The organism is Chlamydia suis, from assembly GCF_900169085.1.
GTDB classification, from domain to species: domain Bacteria; phylum Chlamydiota; class Chlamydiia; order Chlamydiales; family Chlamydiaceae; genus Chlamydia; species Chlamydia suis.
Map to the genome: position 1 here is coordinate 1,051,602 of NZ_LT821323.1, position 24,188 is coordinate 1,075,789.

The following is a 24,188-nucleotide window of genomic DNA, read 5'->3' on the forward strand; positions in this document are numbered from 1 at the left end:
GATAATAACCTTTCCAAAAGGTACCATGGAAGGCTCTCCTTTTGCTCTAAAAAGAAGACCGTCAAAAAGGGCAGGAGGCTTGTATAAGGGACCAGGAGTTTTATGATTAAGATAGCACAAAGTTTCAAACCTTACATAATGGAGCCTGGAGCTAAGATTCCTATTCCCGGGTCGACTTTGTATGCACAGGTGTTTCCTTCGCTTTGGAGAATATTTTCTTCTTCGCATACGGTATTAGACGAAGGGAGGATTCCTTTGAGCGGTCCTTTGAAACGTTTTGTAGTATTTCAAAACTTGGATCGAGGGGGCATTGCTGTGATGTCTGATCAATACAAGTATTACCTGTCTCCTCAGGGAGAGTATACTACCTCGATAGCGAAGCTTCCTCCTGCCTCTTCGCATTCCGGAGAATATGTTTCTTTCGGTGTGCACAAGCATGCGGATCTAGAAAAAATTCGAAGACGAAAAGATCTCAAGGAGATTCTGCCTTTTGTATTTCGGCATGGAGTACTTTTGCAACAGCTTTCTTTGCCACCTTTAAAACAGACGGCGGTGTCTCTTCTTTTGAAGCAGTTAGATGAAGCGATTGCAAAAGCAGATAAGGAAAGGATTTTTCCTTTGTTAGAAAACTTTGTGTATGCCGGGATATCGAAGACTTTGTTGCCGCGTCTGTATGATGAGGAGTATCAGGGAATTGTGTCAGAAGATCCCAAACACGAGCAAGAAGAAGTTCCTTTTGCATTACTGAGAGCTGCAGCTCTCAGTATGCAAAAAATCTTTATAGAAGAACAAGACGGAGTGGTGACTGTATTGCCCGCGCTTCCCCCAGAGTTCCCCTGCGGTAGATGGGTTGGGCTCTCCTTGAGTATGGGGGAGATTTCTTTTGAATGGGCGAAAAAAAAACTTCGAAAGGTTGTGTTAAAAGCGCACTCTTCTGGAGCTATTGTGATAACGACTCCGGGGATTCGTTCATGCCGTTTGCGTATAGAAGAACAAGGGAAAAATCTCTCTTGTCAAATGAAAAAAAATTTAGAAAAAGTGGAGATAAAAGCGGGAACCACGTATTTATGGGACCGTTTTCATCAATAAATTCGTAAAATATCGTGGATCCTTTTTTCTTAAATACGCAGCATGTGGAACTTTTGGTTTCTGGTAAGCAGAACAGCCCACAAGATCTTTTAGGAATCGTTTCTGAAAGCTTGAATCAAGATCGAATAGTTCTTTTTCGGCCGGGAGCACAGACTGTTTTTGTTGAGCTGCAAGGGAAAATTCAGCAGGCAGAGCCTCACCACTCGGGGATTTTTTCTCTTCCCGTAATGAAAGGAATTACTCCTCGAGATTATCGTGTTTATCACCAAAACGGTCTGTTAGCTCATGACCCTTATGCTTTTCCTCTACTTTGGGGCGAAGTCGATTCTTTTTTATTCCATGAGGGAACTCATCAGAATATCTATGAGCGTATGGGGGCTATCCCTTGTGAGGTTGGTGGGATTCCTGGTGTGTGGTTTGTAGTTTGGGCTCCCCATGCTCAAAGAGTTTCTGTTATTGGAGATTTTAATGGTTGGCATGGACTAGTTAACCCTTTGCATAAAGTTTCCGATCAAGGAGTGTGGGAGTTATTTGTCCCAGGTCTTACAGCCGGTTCTTGTTACAAGTGGGAAATGGTGACTGAGTCAGGGCAAATTCTCATTAAATCGGATCCATATGGTAAATTTTTTGGTCCTCCTCCGCAGAGTGTTTCTATTGTTGTGGATGATCATTATGAATGGAGCGATCAAGAGTGGTTAGAAGAGCGCGCTAAAAAGATCGAAGGCCCCATGAATATCTATGAAGTGCATATGGGGTCTTGGAGATGGCAAGATGGAAAGCCTTTAAATTATCGAGGGGTTGCTGATCAACTTGCTCTTTATTGTAAACAGATGCACTACACGCATGTGGAGCTACTTCCTGTGACAGAGCATCCGTTAAATGAGTCTTGGGGATACCAAACGACTGGGTACTATGCTCCAACAAGTCGTTATGGTTCTTTTCAAGATTTACAATATTTTATAGATACCATGCATCAGCATGGTATTGGAGTAATTTTAGACTGGGTTCCGGGACATTTTCCTACAGATTCTTTTGCGATGAGTAGCTTTGATGGCTCTCCGTTGTATGAATATACAAGGAATCCCAGTCCCTTGCATCCTCATTGGCATACCTATACCTTTGATTATTCCAAGCCAGAGGTCTGTAATTTCCTTTTAGGAAGCGCTCTCTTTTGGATCGATAAAATGCATGTAGATGGCATTCGAGTCGATGCGGTCTCCTCGATGTTGTACTTAGATTATGGAAGAAATCCAGGAGAGTGGACCCCGAATCGCTATGGGGGAAGAGAAAATCTCGATGCAGTTCGTTTCCTTCAACAATTCAATACAGTGATTCATGAGAAGTATCCTGGAGTTCTAACTTTTGCTGAAGAGTCGACAACTTTCCCTAAGATTACGGCATCTGTAGAAGAGGGGGGGCTTGGTTTCGACTATAAATGGAACATGGGTTGGATGCATGATACCCTGCATTATTTTGAAAAAGATTTTCCATATCGTCCCTATCATCAAAGTGATCTGACATTCCCTCAGTGGTATGCTTTTAGTGAGAGGTTCCTATTGCCGTTTTCTCATGATGAAGTGGTTCATGGTAAACGGAGCTTGATTGGGAAGATGCCTGGTGATGCGTGGAGGCAATTCGCTCAACTACGTTTATTGTTGGGGTACCATATTTGTCAGCCGGGTAAAAAACTTCTTTTTATGGGAGGAGAATTTGGGCATGGACGAGAATGGGCGCCAAGTCGTGAATTGGATTGGGAGTTATTGGATATCCATTATCATCAGGGAGTGCATCTGTGTTCTCAAGAATTGAATGCCTTATATGAGAAAAGTCCGCAGTTGTGGGAAGGAGATCACCTGCCACAAACCTTTCAGTGGATCGATTTCAGCGATCATCGTAATGGGGTTATTGCTTATTTAAGGTTTGCTTCTCAGGATGAGAAAAATGCTTTGCTGTGTGTACATCATTTTGGAGTGAATCATTTTCCGCAGTATTTGCTCCCCATACCTCCTCTCAAGTGTTGCGCTCTGCTTATCAATACCGATGATCGAAAATTCGGAGGATCAGGAAAAGGCTTTCGAGAGCCAAAAATTCTAACTCCAGAACAAGCCAAGCGAGAGTGGGAATCTGCAGGATTACGTCGTCAAAATGAGGACAGTGACGCTGCATGGGGGTTGGATATAGAAATGCCCCCATCAGCGACTCTGATTTTTTCTGTAACCTTGCAAGAATCTTACAAAGAAGGCCAGCTCAAAGAGGAGAACTTCGCCATATCCCCTTGTGATGAGCGGATGAATTGAGCGAGCTGGGCTTTTCTTTGCGAGACATCTTGGGAGACTTTGTCTTCAAGAGAGAACTCAGGGTTTTCCAAGTACCATTCTAAAACCCGACAGCACCAGGCTCCGCAGCTGAACTCCCCGGGAGTTTGTACCTTCATGTTAGATGATACGATGTTAATTTGGAAAGGAGAGAGCAAGGCCTCTTCGCAAGAACATTCTTCTGGGGGATAAATGTTTCCAAGGGCATTGGCGAGATCTTCTAGTTGCGATTGGACGTTTTGGGGCGAGGCCATATAGTTGTGGAGACTATCGAAGAATACAATGCTGCGTCTGCTTACATCGATAAGGATGAGTAGCCAATGGCTATTTCCCACCCGACGAGAGTTCATCATTTGATCCATTTTTGCCAGCATCTCCGGTTGTGTTTTTGCGGAAGGATCATGCCATAAAATGAATGGGAATAACGTGGCCTGAGATAAGAGCCGTTGGTAATTCTCGGGATCACAAGTCGGAGGACAGAACCCATCGCAACAGCCCGTTTCTTTGAGAAGTTGTTTGGAGAGTATGATATTACAAATATGCTCGTTACAATTAAACTTCGTGACAGGCGCGCAGATATCTATCGGAAGAACATGGTGATGTTTTTCGTGCATGAGGCAAGAGAATTGGAACAACTGTGTGTTATCCCAAATAGGGAGAGGCCCTGCTACAAAATCATCAAGATGTTGAAGGATATTCCCAGCTCGGTGAGAAGGGTGTTTAGAGGTGCAATCCATATCCAAAAGATCTCGGAATTTATAGGCGCAAAGAATGAGTCCACACGAGAATATGATAAGGAGTAAGGCGAGGACTACTCGGGTAACTTTAACGGCCAAAGGAGCATCTTTGAAAGAGGTGTGGATAAGATTCTTGGGGCAAGGATTTTCTGGAGAGGATAGGCAAGGTTGTTGTTGTGGTTGATTAGATGTTATTTGCATAAAAACAAGTTAATTTATCAAATGATCAACCATTATAGAGGGGGCGATAGTTTTATTGTTAAAAACAATTAATTCAATGTTTGTTTATAAACGTTTCAATAAAGTTTTAACAATAAAAAAGTAAGTAGGACTATTGAAAATAGTCCTACTGTTTAGGTTATTCCTCTTTAGCTTCAGGCCAGGAAAGATCAAAGAAAGCTTGGCTAGCCTCTTCACATGTTTGGGCGAAAGAAGCTAAGTTTTCAGTGCTTGCTAAAATGTCTTCAGAGACTCGATCCGAAGGGTCTACAAAAGGATCTTCCAAGTACCATTTTAAAAACTGACAGCACCAGGGACCACAACTCAATCCAGAACATTTTTGAAGGACTTCTTGTGTTGCAATGTGCACAGAAAATTTTTCATTTGTTTTGGAAGGGTAGATCTTGTTCAATTCATCGGCAAAAGCAGTAAGCTCTGCTTTCATAGCAGTTGGGGATTTCACGTAATTGTATAAGCTGTCGAAATATACTAATCTACGAGTTCTAAGATCCACAACTATAAGTACCCAGTGACTCGCGCCAACCGTTTGACTTATCCCCATTTGTTGCATGCACCGAAGGGTAGCATGGTGGGTTTTAGGGGTGGGGTGATACCATATGAATATTGGAAAGACCGTGGCGTTTTTTAAATGGCGTCGATAGTTATCCTCTAAACAAGAAATCGGGAGTCGTCCTTTAGGAGGCATGTTGTTTTCAACATTTTTTTTGTCTTCTAAAAGGGAGGAAATTTTTCGTTTAAAATTGAATATCGTAGCCGGAGGAAAGAGGTCCAAGGGGATAAGTTCTTTATGAAGGGTATGGAAATAGCACAGGCATTTGAATATGGTCTCGTTATCCCAAGCAGGCACCAAAGTTTCAATGGTTTGACGGAGCATAGCATCCCTAAAAAGGTCCAAGGAAACCCTCTCCGAAATGGGAGTCCAAAGTGTTTCTTTCGTTGTTTGGATTTTGGGAGCCTTAGGACTTTTGGGGCGCTTTATGGTAATAGGAGGAGAGGGCGGGGTTAAGGGGATGGAGATAGTAGTTGTTTCAACAGGATAGCATCTCTGACAGCACCAAGGGAAAGACACTAACTTTGAAAAGGAATAAAAACAGAGAATCAGTCCTAAAGTAATTACGACAAGAAAGACTGCCAGGGCAACACGTGCGACTTTGTTTACAGAACATTGCCGAGTTTTAGGGGGAATCAGGGGTGATCTAGAAGAATTTTCGGGAGATAGTGTTTTTGTGGTTGGGGAGGTAGATGACAGCATGGGCCTTTTATTGGATTAACCTTTAAAGAAAAGAAATATTTTAGGAGATATTCTGTTTTTGGAAATGAGGATTTTCAGAGTTTTTTTGAGGCTTAGAGGGCTGTATTTAAGCTGTAGGCCAGGAGAGGTTTGTGTATTTTGTCATCTTCTCTTGGAAAGAAGAAAAAAGGGAGTGAAGCAGTATATGTTTATATTCTAGAGAGTCTGGAAGATTTTTCAGAATCTCGGTCTTAGGATCTTCCATGTACCATTTCATATATTGACAGCACCACAGTCCGCAACACAAGCCCATTCCCGTTTGTAAAGGTTTTTCAACAATAACGCGCACATCAAAAGGAGTTTTATTATTTTTGCATATTCCTAATGTGGCGAGATGTGACGCTAAATTTGTTATTTGGCGTTTCATCTCATCTCTTGAGGCAAGGTAAGTAGATAAGCTATCAAAATAGGTGATAAGCTGAGCATCTAAGTCTACGATAATCACCGTCCAGTGGCTGCTTCCCGGAGATCCTTGTGAGGCGCACTTTTGCATTTGTTCAAGCGTTTGTGCGTAGGTTGTAGGCTCTGGATCATACCAAAGTAGAAAAGGAAGGACGCGCGCCTGTCTGAGTAATCTGTGGTAATTCTTTGGGGAGCAGGTGAGTGGATGCGAAGCTTTAAGAGGACAGATGGGGGTTTTATCGGCATGCAGTTTGTTCTGCAGCGTATTACAAATTTCTTCCTGATAGTTGAAAATAGTTAACGGAGAGACGAGACAGTCATCAGGGAGAAGCTTTGGATATTGATCATGTAATACGCACATAAATTGAAAGATTTGCGAGTTATCCAAAATAGGAAGATCGGATTTTAGGTAGGTTTGGAGCGCTACTCCGAGGGGGATAATATCTTTCCTAGAAAGGTCCTGTCCGTGGTTTTGAACAGCAATTTTTGTGGACTCGGGAATGGGTATAGGGAGTTTGGCTTTTTTGTTTACGCAGAAGCGATAATTCAATAAATCTGAAAAGCTATAAGCTATAAGAATTAGGCCTAAAGAGACAAGAATCAACAGAAGGGCAGCGATCACCCGTGTAATTTTCCCCAATGTTCCGCTCTGAGAAAATGGGGAAGATTGGGGAGAGCCAAGGATTGGAGGCTGGGAGTAAGGAGAGCTTGTAATCTTATCCATGTTAGAAGCGTAGAGACATCTCTCCATTCAGATAATTGCAAAACGTTGAAGAAGAATAGAACCCGTGGTACTGGAGTTGCAGGGTCGCAAAGCGCAGAAGCTGTGTTTTTTGTGAAATTTTATATGCCATAGCGTGGCGGGATGAAGGGCTTCCTTGCCCAAACCAAGTTCCTTTACTTGCTAATAGCTGGGTAGAAATCTTAGGTTCTTGTCTATAAAGAACTGGTTGGTAGGCGAGTTCTACAGTCCAAGCCTGAGGTCTATGGCTTGCATTCATGAAGTTTCCTTTTACTCCAATAGGAATCAGAACATTGACTAAAGGAGTTTTTGTGGCAAAGCTTCTGGGATAAGCTCCTTCTTCCGAGAAACTAGAAAGAGAGGAATAAATTCCGACAGCTCCTAAAAAAGGAGCAGTAAGAAGATTCGAGCTTCCGAAAGGTTTTAGAGGCAGATCAACAAAGACCGCTCCTCCTAGAGTTTGGCTTTGGAAATTTCCTTGAGATAATAGGTCTTCTCCTTGGGTATAAAAGTGGTGACTGCTATGGTTCCCGTAACTATAAAGACCTATCAATTTTGTAAGCAAAAACCCTTCTTGTAGAGACAGGAGCATCTCTCCCTGGCAGGAGTAATTTTTAGATGAAACATAGTTTTTGGCATAACGTTCGTTAAGCTTGGTATAGGCTTGACTGAATCGTAATGAGAAGGTATGTGTCTGCCCTGCAATCATTCCTGCTGAATATCCAGAGGTTCGCATATGAAATCCTGGATGATTTTTTCTAGGCTCTTGATAAACCATCATACCTAGCCCGCCTCCTGTGATGCCCCAGAAAGGACGATCAAGAAGCTCTTGTCCAGAGCTATTCTTTAAACTTTCTGTGGCAAGAAGCATATTTCCCCACAAGGTATTCGCTATAAGGGGGCTTTTATGTTTAGGGCTAGGAACGTACCCAGCAGGGAGCCATGTTAATAACAAAGTTCGATGGAATCGATTGGCTTTTTGGGGGTCCGTAACATTCGCTGGATTTGCGGGTGTTGGGTCTTCTACCTTTGCCCATCCCCAAGTCCAAAGTCCTTGCCATCCATAGTGAGGGACATTGACCCTGGAAAAATCCATGCTTTCAGATTGCATTTGATTATCACTTGCTTCGGAAATGGCAAGCATGGGTTGAGCAGATAAGGCATGGGAGAGGTCTGTTGACTCATAAGGAGAGTTTCCATTCTCATCTATTAGTGATAGCTTGGCTCCATTTAGTGAAAAGGTGGAGTTAGTATCTGCTGTATATGTTGTGTTATTTTGAGTGGGCTCTACCCATAACGTAGGAATCTCTGCTCCATCCTTTAGAATAGAGGGAAGATTTAATCCAATATGATTTAGTGTGACGGTGGCACCTGTGTTGCCGTTTTTATAGCTGCTAAGGACAGCACCATTTCCTAGGGCAACTATTCCTCCATTTTGCGTAAATTTGTTTACTGTAAGCTGAGCATGATCTTCAATACACAACAGGCCATTGCTGAGCGTAAGCGTGGCAGGCGTTTTCGTTTGTAGATTAATGGGAGAGAAGTCTGCAGAATTCACCGTGGCCCCAGAAAAAACAACTGCTCCAGTCTGAGAAGAGTCCTTATTGAAATCTACAGAGGCTCCAGCATTCGTAATTTGAATCGGATCATAGAAGATCAGATTTTGGTTTTGGCTAGCTCCTAGTTCTATCCCTCCGGAGGTGCTGTCAATAGTGAGAGCATTTCTTCTAGGAGGATTATTTGCGGTGCTGGTTCCATCGTTATTTGTTACATTAGCAACGATATTATCATTGAAAATCACCGCACCATGGTCTGCAGAAATTTTAGAGGGCCCTGCTCCTGATATGTAAATAGCCCCTCCTTTATGATTAGCAATATTATGCATGAAATAAGTGGGGCCGTTGTCAACAAGGTTAATTAAAGGCGCATAAATAGCTCCCCCCCAATTTTTTGTAAGGTTTTCACAAAAAAATATCCTACCGCTGTTACCAGTAATGTCTAGGCGTGTAGTTACCTTAATGGCTCCTCCATCTGGAGTTTCGTTGTTTTGAGTGTCCACGTTTTTAAAACAGCGGTTGTGGTAAAAAATAATATTTCCGCGATTTCCTGTTAAAGAGCAGGTTGGGGTGAATATCGCTCCCCCTGCACAGCACGCATTGTTGACAAAGAGCAAATCGCCATTATTTTTCTCAAAAGAATTACTAGTATTGGCGTAGATAGCTCCGCCCTTTCCTGCAGTCTTTGTTTGAATACAGATATTGTCCTTAAAGAGAAAACAGGATTGATTTTCTTTTACGCTGAAGGTATCTGCGCTGATCGCTCCACCTTTGACATAAGAAAAATTCTTAATGAATCCAACAACGCCAAGGTTGTGATTAATGAAAATATTGGTGGCGTTGATGGCTCCGCCCGCCCGTTCTATGTTGGATGCACTCTCGCTGTTTGTCCAGGTAAAAGCCCTAAAACAGGTGTTATTTTCGAAGATTACAGGGCCCACGGTATCAGATATTTCTACAGTAGGACGATTGGGATTTGTGTAGCCAATAACTCCGCCACTTTCCGGAGTGAGGTTTTTAAAAAAATAGATCCCTTCATTTTGGGTATCTAGAAAGCGCAAGTAATCGGTTACCGTGATAACAGCACCCTTATTAGGAGTCTTCTGTAAAGAGGTTAGAATGTATCTCAGGTTATCTAACTGACATTCGGTAAGGTTATGTGTATCTCCTATCAGGCTCGAACTAGAAGATAAACTCTCTAGCGTAGGGGCTGGAACCGGGGTAGGAACTAGAAAGATCTGAGAAGGGATTTCTCGTGCAATTCCCAATAGGGAGCTTCCTATAAAAAAGAAAAAAGAAAGTTTTTTCATAGTTAAAAGACCAGCGCTCCTCCGGCATTGATATAGTGTGAGACAGTAGAAGTAGCCACCTCTGCCTGATAGTTAGCAAATAGTTTAAGATAAGAGAATTTGAGGGAATGAGACCCTCTCCCATAAAAGGAGTGTTTCGCTAAAGGAGTATTCGTTGTCACCCAAGTGCCATTGTTTTTGATTAACATGGTATTCAAGAGAGGCCGTTTCCAGTAAAGCGTTGGCTGGTATGCTACCTCCAGTTCCCAGGCAATCGCGGGCCATTTATTGGAAGAAAGGCTTCCTTTAATTCCTATTGGAGAAACAACAGCAGTGTGCGCTTGCTCTAAAGAAAATAACCTAGCTAGGTCTCCGGTCTCCTGGATAGAAGCTGGCTCTGTTCTAGATATTAGAGCTTGAATGAACGGAGTTAACATAATCGAACGAAGAGGCATGCGATCGCGTAGTTCACAGCGTAAAGAGCCTCCTAGAGTTGTGGAGTGAAAATTCCCCTTAGAAGATTTTTTTGTTCCATAAAAGCTACGCATTTTATGGGATCCATAGTTGCAAGCTGCGGCTCCAATAAGAGCAACACGATCAAATATTGGATGTTCAAAACATAGAGCAGAAAGATAGTAACGGGAAGAGATTGTATTCTTAGTAATCTTTTCTTTCATTGTGTCGGAAGATTGAGAAAAGGCTAGTAAAAACTTATGTCCATGAGCTCCCGACACCTGGGAAGATAAGACGTATCCTTTTGATGCAGAAGAGTATCCGTGATAATCTAAACGTTTCAGCTGTTTAGTGAATAGCGTAGATGCGGATCCTTGTAAAGCAAACCAGGAGTTATCTGGTAATAACGAACGTAGGCATGTGGTTGTATTTCTTCCTGAGTGCACTAAGTTATTGGCAACGAGATCTCCTCTACGAGCAGGATCTGGGATATATCCGACAGGAGCCCAGTTAACAGTCAGAGTATGGCGGGTGATTGTTACCTCAGGAGAGTTAGTGGTAGCTCCACCTCCGGCGGAAGCCTTAGTAAAAGGAACTTTAGCAGTTATCGTGCTGCTAGGATCGAAGGTCTCACTAGTTTTTTTCTGATCGGCAATAGATGTAGCAGATGCAAGTGATGTGGGATTGTTGCTAAGAGTGACCTTATAAGTGGTCGTTATCCATGCAGGAGTCCAAAGTCCCTGATATCCGTAGTGTGGGGGGGAGTATAACGAGGTATTGAGAGTATTTTTCCAATCAGCTCCTAATTGGCCATCATTAGTTGTTTCTATGGATAAGATGGGTTGTTCCGACTTTCCTCTAGAGAGATCGATGCTGTCGTAGACAGATTCATAATTTTCGTCCACAAGAGAGAGGCTACCGCCAAATGTGATCATTTGAGTGGCTATATTGGCTGTACTTGATGGCGTTTGATTTGCGTTAGTGTTTGTGGTCATATCCTGCGGATTGACACGAATACGTGGTGGATTATTTGGTGCATTGAGGATAGCGGGTAGGATGACCCCCAGGTTGGTAATATTGAGAGTCCCTCCTTTTCCAACCGTTAGGGTAGCTCCATCTCCTAGAGCAAGAAGGCTTGTTTTTTCTTGAGTAAAGGGGACATTGAATATTTCGAATTCGGCATCAGATTCTATAGCTAGAGTTCCAAACTTTAAAGTGGTAGGAGACTCTTTAATATAATTGCTTTCTTTCCCCAGTAGATATCTTATATCGCTAGATAATTGTTTATAGGAGAATACAACGGATCCAGAGAACTCTTCGGAAGGATTGAAGGTAACGGTGTGAGGACTGTTTGCTGGGGCGGTGCTTGCTTTTAGTACGCGTTCCCACTGAAAAAGATCGTAGAAATAGATATGAGTGTCTTTTTTAGCGCCGATGGACAACGTATAAGGATTGTTTAGGTTGCCCTCTTCAATGTGGAAGATTTTCCGAAGACCTAGAGTAGCGTAGTCAACTGGAAATAAGGTGTTGTTGTTAAAGACAATATCCCCTGAACCAGAATGAATGTAGTTTGTTGCGCCTCTTGTTTTCGATAGGTTGATAGCAGCTCCCCAGGCAGCAGAGTTATTGAGAAAGTAGATGGGACCATTTTCTTGGATGTTAAGATTGTTACAATCAATAGCTCCTCCTACGTGTGTAGCAGAGTTGCTGTCGAAATAGATGGGCCCTGTATTATTTTGTAAATAAAATTCTTGGGGCGTCTGAATGGCTCCGCCGTTCCCTTTAGGAGTGTTATTATGCCACCCTATAGCGCTGTTGTTGGAAAAAACGATTTTCCCAGTATTATTATTAATGGAACATTCTGTAGCAGATTGAACGGCCCCTCCCTTCCCAGCTTGGTTATAATTAAAGACTATAGGCCCATAATTATGAGCGATCCAACAGCCGCTGCTTCTGCTGCAAATAGCGCCTCCTCTGGCGAACTCTTGAGCATCGGTAGTGGGTATATGATCTAGTGTATGGTTGCCTTCGAATAAGATGCTGGAGGTAGTTTTGTTAATAGATACTCGATGGTCGGCACAGATAGCTCCTCCGCAGTCTCCGGATATGTTGTTGACAAAGGAGAGGCTTCGGTTATTGATGAAGTCGGCAATTGTGGAGTAGGTAGCTCCTCCGCGGTTTTGTTCATTCGCGCTCACACCTGTGTATTGAGCTCCAGCCGAAGTGTTGTTATAAAAAAGAACATCCTGATTCTGAGTAAACGTAATAGGGCCTTGGGCATGAATGGCTCCTCCGCCTCTATGATGCGTACAGTAGTTGTTACAGAAAAATAGATTGGCATTACCAGTAGCTGTGAAGGAGTTCATGGCTATATTAAAAGCTCCTGCAGAGCTTGTGGTGCTCATAGCATTAGAAAAGACCTGAGTTTGAGTGTTGCCTGAGATCGCGCAGGCTCCGCGTCCGTCAGCTTGTATAGAAGAGAACTCAATATTTTGTGCTGTAATGAAAGAAGGGAGATCTGGGATGAATGTAATATTTCTTCCAGCAAAAGTAAAAGTCTGAAAATGACTAGGATCGGTTTCGTTGGCGTGGAGGAGAGAAAGAGCCGAGAGGATAAAAGGAATATAAGCGAGGGATAGAGAGGTTCTTCTGGTCATTGCTAAGAAATTTGATGTTATTCTTAGTCTGCAGATAGTGTAATTATCGGATTTTGTAAAGCGAGGATTTTAGCTCTTCAGCATCAAGAAAAAAAGGCGCTTATTGATGTTTATTTATAATTTTTCTATGAAGCGAAGTAATTTATCTTATCTTTCATCTATCGTGTGATGCAAACGCCCTTTCATAAGTTCTTTCTTTCAATAATTCTATCTTACTCCATTTGCTGCTCCCTGGAAGGGCATGCAGCAGATATCACGGTTCCTCAAGGGATTTATGATGGGGAGACGTTAACAGCGCCATTTCCCTATACCGTAATAGGAGATCCTCGTGGAACGACGGTTGTTCCTGCGGGGAATTTAATTCTGAAAAACTTAGACAATTCCATTGCAGCGTTGCCTTTAAGTTGTTTCGGAAATTTAGCGGGAAATTTTACTATTGATGGAAACGGCTACTCCTTGACTTTTGAGAATATTCGAACAGCCACAAATGGAGCAGCGCTAAGTAATAGTGCCGCCGGCTCCGGATTGTTTATCGTTCAAGATTTTGATGAGCTGCTTTTTTCGAATTGTAATTCGCTGCTTTCAGCACTGCCTCAAGCTGGGAACCAGCAAACAACGCCAACTCCTTCTAGTGGGACTATTTATTCTAAATCGGATCTTATTTTAAAAAATATTCAGAATTTTTCGTTTTATAGCAATTTAGTTTCCGGGGACGGTGGAGCTATAGATGCTCAAAGTTTGACGATTCAAGGAGTAAAAAAACTTTGTGTGTTTCAAGAAAATACCGCTCAGTCTGATGGGGGAGCTTGTCAGGTAACCAAAAACTTTTTAGCTACAGATAATCCTGCTCCAGTTGCTTTCGTCGGTAATGTTGCGGGAATAAAGGGGGGAGGGGTTGCTGCTGTCAAAGATGGTCAGAATGGGCAGGCGCCTGGTCAAGGAACGACAGATTTATCAGTAAGTTTTTCGAAAAATACTGCGGTGGAATTCGATGGAAATGTTGCTCGGATTGGGGGAGGAATCTACTCGGATGGATCGATTTCCTTTCTAGAGAATGCTAAGACTGTTTTCCTGAATAATGAGGCTTCCCCTGTTTATATTGATCCTTCGCAGCCTCAAGGGGGTGGAGCAGGGCAGGCGCCTGCTGACAAAGATCATTATGGAAATGGGGGAGCCATTTTCTGTAAGAATGGTGCTCAGCCGCAGGGGGGAACAGCTGCCTCTGGAGAGGTCTCCTTTAAAGGAGAGGGGATGGTATTCTTCAGTAAAAATGTCGCCGCTGGCAAAGGCGGAGCTATTTATGCCAAAAAACTCTCCATTTCTGACTGTGGTCCAGTGCAGTTTATCGGAAATATTGCGAATGACGGGGGAGCGATTTATTTAGAAGCTTCTGGAGAACTGAGTCTATCTGCTGATCGTGGGGATATTATTTTTGACGCGAATTTAAAGAGAACCGCTCAGCAGGGTGCGGCTACTGTGAATGACGTACAGGTGGCATCGAATGCGATCTCTATGGCTACCGGAGGAAAAGTCGCTATATTAAGGGCTAGCGAGGGGCATCAAATTCTTTTTAATGACCCGATTGTTATGGCTAACGGGCAACAGCAACTGCAACCCCCCCTTAAGGTAAACGAAGGCGAAGGGTATTCGGGGGATATTGTTTTTGCTAAAGGGGAAAGTGTTTTGTACTCGGATATTGAGTTGACCCAAGGAAAGATTCTTCTCCGAGACAAAGCAAAGTTGTTAGTCCGCTCCCTGGACCAGACGGGAGGGGTTGTGTATATGGAAGCGGGAACGACTCTGGATTTTGTTAATGGAGCGCAACAGCAGCAGCCTGCTAAGCCGATATCTCTTACCAATTTACACTTATCTCTGGCTTCTTTGTTAGAGAGTAGTGGAGTGACAAATCCTCCCGCGGCTCCAACCTCTACTCCAGCTGTAATAGGAAATACTAATAATGGCTCCGTGACAATCGCTGGTCCGATTTTTTTTGAAGATTTAGATAACACCTCTTATGACAAATATGAGTGGTTAGGAGCAAATCGGACTCTTGATGTACTTAAATTACAGGTGGGTACTCAGCCTCCAGCAAATACTCCTGCCGCCCTGACCTTAGGGAGCGAAAATCCTCAGTACGGTTATCAAGGGAAGTGGGAGCTTCGATGGGAGCAGGATCCTGCTGCTCAACCTCCACAAAATAGCTATACTTTGAAAGCAACCTGGACTAAAACGGGATATAATCCAGGACCTGAGCGAGTAGCTTCCCTGGTCCCTAATAGTCTTTGGGGGTCCATTTTTGATGTGCGTTCCGCGCATTCTGCGATTCAGGCGAGTATAGATGGAAGAGCTTATTGCCGAGGGTTATGGATTTCTGGTATTTCGAACTTTTTCTACCATGACCGGGATGCTTTAGGTCAGGGATATCGGCATATTAGTGGTGGATATGCAATCGGAGCCAACTCGTATTTCGGGTCATCTATGTTTGGAGTGGCTTTTTCGGAAATGTTTGGAAGATCCAAGGATTATGTGGTGTGTAGGTCTAATGACCACGCCTGTATAGGAACAGTGTATCTATCGACTAAAAAAGCTTTGTGTGGATCCTGCGTGTTCGGGGAAACATTTATGCGTGCGAGTTATGGTTTCGGAAATCAGCATATGAAAACTTCTTATACATTTGCTGAAGAGAATGATGTGCGCTGGGATAATAACTGTCTAGTCGGAGAGATTGGAGCAGGACTTCCTATTGTGATTGCCCCATCCAAACTTTATTTGAATGAGTTACATCCCTTTGTGCAAGCAGAGTTTGCTTACGCAGACCATGAATCTTTTACAGAAGAAGGCGATCAAGCCCGGGAGTTTAAGAGTGGGCATCTTATGAATCTCACCATTCCTGTTGGAGTGAAATTCGATCGATGTTCTAGTAAACACCCGAATAAGTATAGCTTTATGGGAGCGTATATCTGTGATGCTTATCGATCCATCTCTGGAACGAAGACCACTCTCCTATCTCATCAAGAGAGCTGGACGACGGATGCTTTCCATTTGGGAAGACATGGAGCTATGGTCAGGGGATCTATGTATGCGTCTCTGACGAATAATATAGAAGTATATGGTCACGGAAGATATGAATACCGCAATGCTTCTCGGGGGTATGGTTTGAGTGTGGGCAGTAAAGTCCGATTCTAAAAATATTGGTTAGATAGTTAAGTGTTAGTAATGCCTTTTTCTTTGAGATCTACATCGTTTTGTTTTTTAGCTTGTTTGTGTGCCTATTCATATGGATTAGCGGGTTCTCCTTTGGTATTGCCCCCCGATGTCACGATTCCTTTTAAAGGAGATGATATTTGCTTGAATGGGGACTGTGCGTTTGTCAATATCTATGCGGGCGCAGAACAAGGTTCGATTATCTCCTCTAATGGGAACGATCTTACGATTACTGGGCAAAACCACGAATTATCATTTACAGATTCTCAAGGTCCAGTGCTTAAAGATTGTGCTTTTATTTCAGCTACAGACAGCGTTACACTGCGAGATTTTTCTACCCTTATGTTTTCGAAAAACATTTCTTCTGGAGAGAAAGGAATGATTTCGGGAAAAAAGGTTAGCATTTCCGGAGTAGACCAGGTAATTTTTTGGGATAATTCCGTAAGATATTCCCCTCTAGCTTCTACTACCGCAGGACAACCCCCTGCTCCGACTACTAACGACGCTCTGAAAGGATCGATTTTTGGTGTTGAGACAAGTGTGGAAATTTCCAGAATCCAAAAAGAGCTCCATTTCGATAATAACTCTGGGAATTTCGGAACAGTCTGTCATGGTGGCGCTCAGGGAAATGCGACGTTTACAGTCAAAGAGTGTAAAGGAAAAATTGCTTTCACAGATAATATCGCTTCTTGTGGGGGAGGAGTGATCTACAAAGGGGATGTGTTATTCCAAGATAATGAGGGAGCGATTCTTTTCCGAGGAAATGCTGCGAATGATGATTTGGGGATTCTGGCTGCTCAACCAACACCAGCTGATGTAGGAGGAGGTGGTGGGGCTATTTGTTCTCCGGATAAAACTGTCACTTTCAAAGGAAACAAAGGCCCGATCACTTTCGATTACAATTTCGCAAAAGGACGAGGGGGTGTTGTTCAAACACAAACTTTCACATTGATCGCAGACAACGCTGTTTTCTTTAGTAATAATACGGCGGAGAAAGGGGGAGGAGCTATTTATGCTCCTACCGTTGATATTAGTACAAATGGTGGGGCGATTCTTTTTGAAAGAAATAGAGCCGCGGAGGGAGGAGCTATTTGTGTAAGCGCGCCTGCGAATAATCCTCCTAATAACGGGAAGCTGACATTAAATGCCGCAGACGGGGACATGATTTTCTCTGGGAATATGACAAATGATCGGCCTGGAGAGCGGAATGCAATCCGCATATTAGATAACGGAACTGCTGTTTCTCTGAATGCTTCGGGATTATCCAAGCTTATTTTTCATGATCCGGTAGTTCAAAACAACCCTACAACTCCTCCTGCTCCTGCTCCTGCGACTCCGGGAGCGGTTACGATTAATGATTCTGGAAATGGATCGGTTATTTTTACAGCGGAGTCGCTAACCCCTTCGGAAAAACTAAACGTTCTCAACGCTACTTCTAATTTTCCAGGAACTCTAACAGTATCGGGCGGAGAATTAGTGGTTACGGAAGGAGCAACATTAACGACGGGATCCATTACTGCAACGGCAGGACGGGTGACTCTGGGATCTGGAGCCTCGTTATCAGCTGTTTCATCAGGGGGGGGTAACGCGAGCACTTGTACAGTATCTAAATTAGGAATCGATTTAGAGTCTTTCCTAACCCCAAACTATGTGAATGCGAAATTAGGCGCGGATACAACAGTCACTGTAAACAACGCCACTTTAGACCTTGTTATGAACAACCAAGCGGAGATATATGATAATCCGCTGTTTATGAATTCTCTGACGATTCCTTTTGTAACTTTGGTTTCGAATCGAAATGGTAATAACATTACAAAAGGCTCCGTTACATTGAATAATGCCGATGCTAAGCACTATGGATATCAAGGGACCTGGTCGGTGGATTGGTCAAAACCACCTTTGGCTCCAGACCCCAAAGGCATGGTGCCTCCTAATTTGAATAATACCCTGTATTTAACATGGAGACCAGCCTCAAACTATGGAGTCTATACATTGGATCCTCAGAGAAAGGGTGAGTTGGTCCCCAACTCTATTTGGGTGTCTGGATCTGCATTAAGAACATTTACTAATGGATTGAAAGAACATTTCGTCTCCCGAGATGTCGGGTTTGTTGCCTCCCTTCAGGCCCTAGGCGACTATATTCTGAATTACGTACAAGATGATCGTGATGGGTTTCTCGCTAGGTACGGGGGCTTTCAGGCAGTTGCGGCTTCTCATTATGAAAATGGGGGAATATTTGGGGTGGCCTTCGGGCAGCTTTATGGTCAGACTAAGAGCCGGTTATGGCATTCTAAAGATGCCGGGAACATTACCATGTTGTCCTGCTTCGGAAGGAGCTATATTGATATTAAAGGAACGGAAACCGTTGTGTATTGGGAGAGTGCCTATGGATATTCTGTTCATAGAATGCATACCCAGTATTTCAACAACATTACGCAGAAATTTGAGCATTCGAAATGCCGTTGGCATAACAACAGTTATTACGCATTTGTGGGTGCGGAGCATAATTTCTTAGAGTATTGCATTCCTACTCGTCAGTTAGCTAGGGACTATGATCTTACAGGGTTTATGCGTTTTGAAATGTCGGGAGGGTGGTCGAGTGCTTCCAGAGAAACAGGTGCCTTGCCTAGATACTTTGGTCGAGGATCTGGGCATAATATGTCTCTTCCCATCGGAGTGGTAGCGCATGCGGTTTCTCATGTACGGAGATCGCCTCCATCGACATTGACGATGAATATTGGATATCGACCAGATATTTGGCGGGTAACTCCCCATTGTAATATGGAAATTCTTGCTAATGGAGTGACCACTCCTATACAGGGATCTTCTCTAGCTCGCCATGCCTTTTTCTTAGAAGTGCATGACACATTGTATATTCATCATTTAGGCCGAGCTTATATGAATTATTCTCTGGATGCTCGTCATCGACAAACTACGCATTTCGTATCCTTGGGATTAAATCGTATCTTCTAACATTGGAAAGTTCAGAGCTGCAAAACTCTGAGCTTTCTGAGTCCTCTGTTCTAAATTCTTAGAAAAGAGGAATCTTTTCCCCTCGAGAAGATTTCTGAGTTTGCCTGGGTGCAAGTTCCGCGGACCCACCGAATTTTTGTTCTTTCGCCTATAGCTTTAATAACATAGTGAGCATAATATCCTGCCAAGTGTTGAAAGCGGCCGATGTTCAAGGAGCTTTTCTAGACACAATCCTTGTCCATAGGGGGAGGCTACTTCCACATTTAAGCTTTAGAACAGTTATTCCGAAGCCATTTCATGTTCGGAATGATCTTCGGTACTAGTTATGGATTGTTATGAAAAAGTATTATTTTACCGCTATTTTAGGTGTATTGTTTTCCTCGTTGAATCCTTGTTACGGTAATTGTTACAGGAATAATCTTTCTGCAGATACCCTTGTTCGCAAGCACCATAAGTCTGGGATTATTTTTTCTGGTTCTTCGCATCAGTGTTTAACACGAGAGATCTGTTCTTTCTTACGGACCTCTCCAGGAAATATAGATATAGGGAGATTCCCTGATGGAGAGCTTCGGGTACAGATACAGGATGATGTCTTGGGGCGTGATGTATTTATTGTACAGTCGTTCAGTAATCGTCCAGATGAGACTTTGTTCGAAACGTTTGTGATGGCAGATGCTTTGAAGCGCGCACGAGCCAAGAGTATCACAGTAATTAGCCCTTATCTTCCCTACTCGCGGCAAGATAAGCTCACTGGTACTGGCCAGCCATTAACGGCTAAGCTCGTTGCGAATCTTCTTGCTCGTTCTGGGGTAACGAGACTCATCACTTTCGATTTGCATGCTCCACAAATTGAAGGTTTTTATGATGTTGAAGTGATACATTTGCATGGGCAGAAGCTTTTAGGCGATACCTTTAGAACTGTCTCAGAGGACAAGGAGTTTGTCATTGTTGCTCCAGATATCGGAGCCAGCAAGCTTGCTTCCGCTGCAGCTAAGATGCTTGGCGTTGATGTCGTTTCGATTTCTAAAGAAAGGGTTAATCCGACCACAACCAAAATGATCTTGCTGGGGGATGTTAAAGGTAAAAATATCTTGATCATTGATGATATGAGTTCCACAGGGGGAACCTTAGTGGAGGCAGCTAAATTGTGTCGTGATCACGGAGCTCGAAAAATTTCCGCAGCAGTCACTCATGGGCTACTTACTCAGAATGCTGTGGAAAAAATTGTAGCAAGTGGAATGGATTATTTTATCATGACGGATACAGTCGATCTTCCTTCACATTTGCCTAATAATTTTATACGAGCGTCTATTGCTTCTCTTATTGCTCAAGAGCTTGTTGCTATTACAGAGTTTTAATTGAAATCTGCCGCGAGCTTCTTTCGCGGCTTTCCGTTTTTTGTATTCCAGCCAAGAGTCTCCTTGTAAAGGACACAGAGCAAAGGAAAGGTTTTGTAAAGAGCTCTTGTTGTAGCATGTTAATTTTTTTAAGACGTTTTTCTCTCTTCTTATCTAGGAAGTTAAAAAAAGGACTGCTAAGCAAGCTTTTTAATCGTAAAAGAATACCCCCATTCTCAGGTAAAATGACCTTAGTTTTTTTTTATTAATGAAACTCAAGGTGAATACATGGTTTGTCCTGTACGAAGTTGCTGGCCCTGCTGTCGAAGCTCTTCCGACGTATCTCAAGATGAAAACATTCCTTTCAAAGAGCCTCTTGAAGAGGCCATATTCCAAGCTGTGCAAACTTGTTTGACGGTGGCTAAGCATACCGAGAGGGCTAAGATTTATAATCAGAACAAGGGGCGTCATCGAGTAAGTTGTTGGCAGAGCTTGAAACGCTTTTTGTGTTGTTGTTGTGCTGCAGAAGAGGCTAAAGGAAGTTTAACAGATCTTGGGTTATGGATGCAGGAGCATATAAGCTCTCATGGAATATTGATTGTAGGCCTTGCGGTACATGACTCCGGAGTGCCATGGGAAAACATCCTCGCAGGAGAAACACTTTCTCCAGGAGAAAAGTGTATGTTGGAAGAGGCTTTGGTGAACAGCGGCGTGAGATGGGCAGAGTTAATGCTGCAAAATTGGGATAACACGTTCCCGGGTTATGGGAGATCTGGAGGAAAATTTTCCCCTAGAGCGCAGGAAGAATTGCTTACTACATTCCGAGAAAGAGTGGGCCTCAGTGAGCTCACAGACGTTTTGGCTTTGCAACGTTTTTGCAAAAGATGTTAGGGAATGTTTTTCCCTTTTTGGTGATAAAAAATGAAAAGCCTTAGAGAGTAATCTCTAAGACTTTTCACCAGGATCCAAAGGCAGCGCTTGGATAAGGAGCTAGAACCTGTAAGTGGTTCCCAAATCTAGGGAGTAACTATAGCTATGCCCTCGCAACATACAAGACACATTTAACAAGGTCTGAAGCCTGTGTAGGGCTCGTTGATTCGTAAGCCGGAACATCCAGGCCCTCGAATCTAAGTTTGCCATAGGAGCGTCCCAAGTGACGGCATTTTTGAGTAACGTTACAGGCCCTGACTCCGCGCTGCGCTTCAGGTCCTGAATGTAGGCTCCTAGAAAGTGATAGTAGTTTCGCGTTTTCAGAGATTTTTTTTCAAATGATATTCCTACAGGGAGAGAAATATTTGTGAAAGAGCTGTCAGAAAAGGCTCGAGCTTCTCCCAGACTCTCTTCGAACCCATCTTGTTTCCCAGAAAATCCTTGCAGCTTAGAGAAAATAGAGAAAGAACTAAAAAGCCCGGAACCATTAGATACAATAGGAATTGCTGCACCGATCTCTCCTGAGATAGCGACACTGTGCCACGTTCCAAAGCCTTTCTTGGAAAACGATCGATAGTTTGTTTTCAGGTCATGAATACTTTCGTTGTAGCATGCTTGCGCGGAGATTTTCATTAAAGAGGTAGCGAGTTGAGTTTGTACCGCAGCAATGTATGAAGTAGTTTCTGCGGTTGTAATGAAAGAGTCTGAAGATTTTCCGAGCAGTTGTCCTGCAGCTAAACAGAAAGAATGGTCGTCTAAGCTGTGTGTGCTAATACCAAATAGGTAACCAAGGCTTCTGTGGTTCCACTTATCTGAGGGTTTTTCTGAGTTGTCCTGGGCATAAAATAGATTAGAAACCGCAGATCCCCATGTGCCAAATAGATAAGCTCCTCCATGAGCCATAGTATTTATCATCGATTGAACAGCCTGCATATCAGAATAGGTGTTCCAAAGGGTATTCGAGACTAATCTGGATTGGCGCTCAGGATGAGGTTTGTAGTTTTTAGTTGTCCAGTTTGCAACTAGTGTTTCCCCTTGATCGGAGGATTTCCAGGAGAAAGTCCAATCTCCTTGATACCCGAAGTGGGAAGAAAGATTCCCATCGGGAAGATTTGGATGGGATACCCCTTTAGGAAGAGTAAGGAGAGGAATTTCATTTTGATCTTTACTTAACATCTCTACGTTTTCATAAAAATTTCCATTTTCAGAATTGGATAGAAAAATTTTTTGAATGGAAAGATTCGGAGCTTGGATGGTGACGCTATTTTTCATATCCAAGGAATTGAGAGGAATACTTAACGTAGTCAATGTTAAATTGGACGAAGTGATTAAAGATGTTCCCACATCCATCATCAAAAGAGCTTGGGGATCTTCGGAAAAAGAGGGTGTGGAAAGAATTGCGCGGTCTTTTAAAACTAGGCGACCAGATTTCAGCTCAACAGGCTGTTGTAGCTTGGAAGTCAGATTGGCTTCTGTTTTTTCTTCTTGAGATAGTCGTTCACCAGAGAAAATTACCGAGCAGCGGGGATTTGTTTGGATGCATATGGGAGTTTGAGTGTTTGGCGTCGAGGAAGCAAGGCCTGCTTGTAAGGAAGAGGTGGCCTGGGAGTTGTGGCTCGCGAGCTCTTGCACTATGGGATCAAAGAAAAGGATGTCCCCATTGTGAGCCTCTAAAGAGGAAAGAACCGCATCCTTTTCTAAGTAAATGGCGTTTCGTATTGTTCCTTGATCGGAGTGGTGGCAGGAATTATTATGAAAAAGGACCGAGCCTTCTCCTGCCACAATAGATAAACTCCCTCCGGATTGGATAGCAATAGCTCCCCCGAATTTGGCATTATTATTTACGAAGGAAATAGGACCATTATGTTTCAATACCACGTGTTTTGCATAAATGGCTCCGCCTTTTTCTTTTGCGGTATTTCCTGAGAAGAGAGTTTCTTGGTTACAAAAAAGAGAAAGTTTTCCTTTTTCTGGAGCATTTTGTTCGGCTATACAACAGATGGCTCCGCCATTTAAGGCGGAATTATTCGTGAAAAATAGAGGGGTAACATTGCCTGCGCAAATCAGATTTTGGCAGGAAATCGCTCCGCCATTCAAGTTTGCGCGGTTACGTGTAAAAGAAATTGGAGAGACGTTTCTTGATAAGGAGAAAGTTTGGGCATGAATAGCTCCCCCATGTTTTGCCGAGGAGTTTTCTTCAAAAGCTGTGAAAAGATAGTTGTGTTGCAGGAATAAGGCGTCGGCGGAGATGGATCCTCCAGAACCTTCGGCACGATTGCGGCAAAAGCTTACGCTCCCATTATTTCTCAGAAATAACTGCCCTTGTTTCTGATGGAGGATAGCGGGAGCGTCTTCTTTAGAAGAAGCGCAATCCGTAAAGGAAAGAAAGCGAAAATCTTGAATAGCAAGATCTCCTTTCTCTTTCAAAAGAAGCCCTCCATCAGAGGGATTTTGCTGTTTGGAGACAAACCAACTGTGGGTATTTCCTACAATGTATAGCGGATCCTCTCGTAGTGCATGGGAACTGAGAGAAGAGGAGGGGTTCTCCATCGTCCAGTCTTCAAAAAATGTACAGACGATGTGGTTAGGATTTTTGGTAAAAAGAGCCGCTTCATCTAAAGAATCTTGGCCAAAAAGGATGGTTGTAGGGGATAGGATGGCGGCGCATAGGCAACAGAAGTTCACGTGATCTGGTCGCATGGGGTTACCCTTAAGAGTCTAAAAGAAGAGGTTATGTCAAAAAAAAGTAATAATTTACAGACTTTTCCTTAAAGGTCGAGGGCTATGCCTCTTCGAGATGCTTAGGTAAGACGAATTCTTTAATAAGAAAATGTAGTAGATAAATTCTACAAAATCAAAGGTTTTGTTTTTTTGTTTTTGCTTTTAATTAAAGACTAGTTTGTTTTTCTTTGGTTTTTTAATTCTCGAATTTAAAATTAAAATAAGGTTTGTTTTAGTTTTTTTCGGGTTGTT

General features: G+C 43.0%; 12 protein-coding genes. 6 read left to right on the forward strand and 6 right to left on the reverse strand.

Features of this window, described 5'->3' with window-relative positions:
* Window positions 1-102 precede the first annotated feature (102 nt).
* Together B6E89_RS04765 and glgB are read left to right on the forward strand one after the other, a co-directional pair.
* Complete coding sequence (locus B6E89_RS04765; protein ID WP_080133234.1) at window positions 103-1,089, forward strand: glycoside hydrolase family 95-like protein; 987 nt, start codon at window positions 103-105, stop codon at window positions 1,087-1,089.
* 14 nt (window positions 1,090-1,103) lie between these two features.
* Window positions 1,104-3,386, forward strand: coding sequence for a 1,4-alpha-glucan branching protein GlgB (gene glgB / locus B6E89_RS04770; protein WP_080127361.1), 2,283 nt, complete (start codon window positions 1,104-1,106; stop codon window positions 3,384-3,386).
* Here the strand turns inward: glgB and B6E89_RS04775 are convergent.
* The 5 genes from B6E89_RS04775 to B6E89_RS04795 form a co-directional block, all read right to left on the reverse strand.
* Window positions 3,320-4,342 (reverse strand): Ulp1 family isopeptidase, encoded by a 1,023-nt coding sequence (locus tag B6E89_RS04775; protein WP_080133235.1) that lies wholly within the window; start codon window positions 4,340-4,342, stop codon window positions 3,320-3,322. The genes glgB and B6E89_RS04775 overlap by 67 nt on opposite strands.
* Window positions 4,343-4,499: 157 nt before the next feature.
* Window positions 4,500-5,633, reverse strand: a complete 1,134-nt coding sequence (locus B6E89_RS04780) for a Ulp1 family isopeptidase (protein WP_080133236.1) — start codon at window positions 5,631-5,633, stop codon at window positions 4,500-4,502.
* A gap of 106 nt (window positions 5,634-5,739) precedes the next feature.
* Window positions 5,740-6,798, reverse strand: coding sequence for a Ulp1 family isopeptidase (locus B6E89_RS04785; RefSeq protein ID WP_080133237.1), 1,059 nt, complete (start codon window positions 6,796-6,798; stop codon window positions 5,740-5,742).
* Between the two features lies 1 nt (window position 6,799).
* Complete coding sequence (locus B6E89_RS04790; protein WP_080133238.1) at window positions 6,800-9,682, reverse strand: polymorphic outer membrane protein middle domain-containing protein; 2,883 nt, start codon at window positions 9,680-9,682, stop codon at window positions 6,800-6,802.
* Between the two features lie 2 nt (window positions 9,683-9,684).
* Window positions 9,685-12,771: a polymorphic outer membrane protein middle domain-containing protein gene (locus B6E89_RS04795; protein ID WP_080133239.1), complete on the reverse strand. Its 3,087-nt coding sequence runs from the start codon at window positions 12,769-12,771 to the stop codon at window positions 9,685-9,687.
* 168 nt (window positions 12,772-12,939) lie between these two features.
* On the opposite strand from B6E89_RS04795, the gene B6E89_RS04800 reads away from it, so the two are divergent.
* The 4 genes from B6E89_RS04800 to B6E89_RS04820 all read left to right on the forward strand — a co-directional run bounded on the left by B6E89_RS04800 (window position 12,940) and on the right by B6E89_RS04820 (window position 21,176).
* Entirely contained in the window at window positions 12,940-15,957 is a 3,018-nt protein-coding gene (locus B6E89_RS04800) for a polymorphic outer membrane protein middle domain-containing protein (RefSeq protein WP_080133240.1), read from the forward strand.
* Between the two features lie 30 nt (window positions 15,958-15,987).
* Entirely contained in the window at window positions 15,988-18,948 is a 2,961-nt protein-coding gene (locus B6E89_RS04805; protein WP_080133241.1) for a polymorphic outer membrane protein middle domain-containing protein, read from the forward strand.
* Window positions 18,949-19,283: 335 nt separating this feature from the next.
* Window positions 19,284-20,306 (forward strand): ribose-phosphate diphosphokinase, encoded by a 1,023-nt coding sequence (locus B6E89_RS04810; RefSeq protein ID WP_080133242.1) that lies wholly within the window; start codon window positions 19,284-19,286, stop codon window positions 20,304-20,306.
* A 267-nt stretch (window positions 20,307-20,573) separates the two neighbouring features.
* Window positions 20,574-21,176: a hypothetical protein gene (locus tag B6E89_RS04820; protein WP_080133244.1), complete on the forward strand. Its 603-nt coding sequence runs from the start codon at window positions 20,574-20,576 to the stop codon at window positions 21,174-21,176.
* Between the two features lie 99 nt (window positions 21,177-21,275).
* On the opposite strand, the gene B6E89_RS04825 is transcribed toward B6E89_RS04820, so the two are convergent.
* Window positions 21,276-23,915: a polymorphic outer membrane protein middle domain-containing protein gene (locus B6E89_RS04825; protein ID WP_080133245.1), complete on the reverse strand. Its 2,640-nt coding sequence runs from the start codon at window positions 23,913-23,915 to the stop codon at window positions 21,276-21,278.
* Between the last annotated feature and the right edge of the window lie 273 nt (window positions 23,916-24,188).

Coding starts and splice junctions, on each gene's coding strand:
- B6E89_RS04780 (WP_080133236.1), bottom strand. CDS start 5,633: ATGCTGTCATCTACCTCCCCAACCACAAAAACACTATCTCCCGAAAAT.
- B6E89_RS04775 (WP_080133235.1), bottom strand. CDS start 4,342: ATGCAAATAACATCTAATCAACCACAACAACAACCTTGCCTATCCTCT.
- B6E89_RS04810 (WP_080133242.1), top strand. CDS start 19,284: ATGAAAAAGTATTATTTTACCGCTATTTTAGGTGTATTGTTTTCCTCG.
- B6E89_RS04785 (WP_080133237.1), bottom strand. CDS start 6,798: ATGGATAAGATTACAAGCTCTCCTTACTCCCAGCCTCCAATCCTTGGC.
- B6E89_RS04805 (WP_080133241.1), top strand. CDS start 15,988: ATGCCTTTTTCTTTGAGATCTACATCGTTTTGTTTTTTAGCTTGTTTG.
- B6E89_RS04790 (WP_080133238.1), bottom strand. CDS start 9,682: ATGAAAAAACTTTCTTTTTTCTTTTTTATAGGAAGCTCCCTATTGGGA.
- B6E89_RS04795 (WP_080133239.1), bottom strand. CDS start 12,771: ATGACCAGAAGAACCTCTCTATCCCTCGCTTATATTCCTTTTATCCTC.
- B6E89_RS04765 (WP_080133234.1), top strand. CDS start 103: ATGATTAAGATAGCACAAAGTTTCAAACCTTACATAATGGAGCCTGGA.
- B6E89_RS04800 (WP_080133240.1), top strand. CDS start 12,940: ATGCAAACGCCCTTTCATAAGTTCTTTCTTTCAATAATTCTATCTTAC.
- B6E89_RS04825 (WP_080133245.1), bottom strand. CDS start 23,915: ATGCGACCAGATCACGTGAACTTCTGTTGCCTATGCGCCGCCATCCTA.
- B6E89_RS04820 (WP_080133244.1), top strand. CDS start 20,574: ATGGTTTGTCCTGTACGAAGTTGCTGGCCCTGCTGTCGAAGCTCTTCC.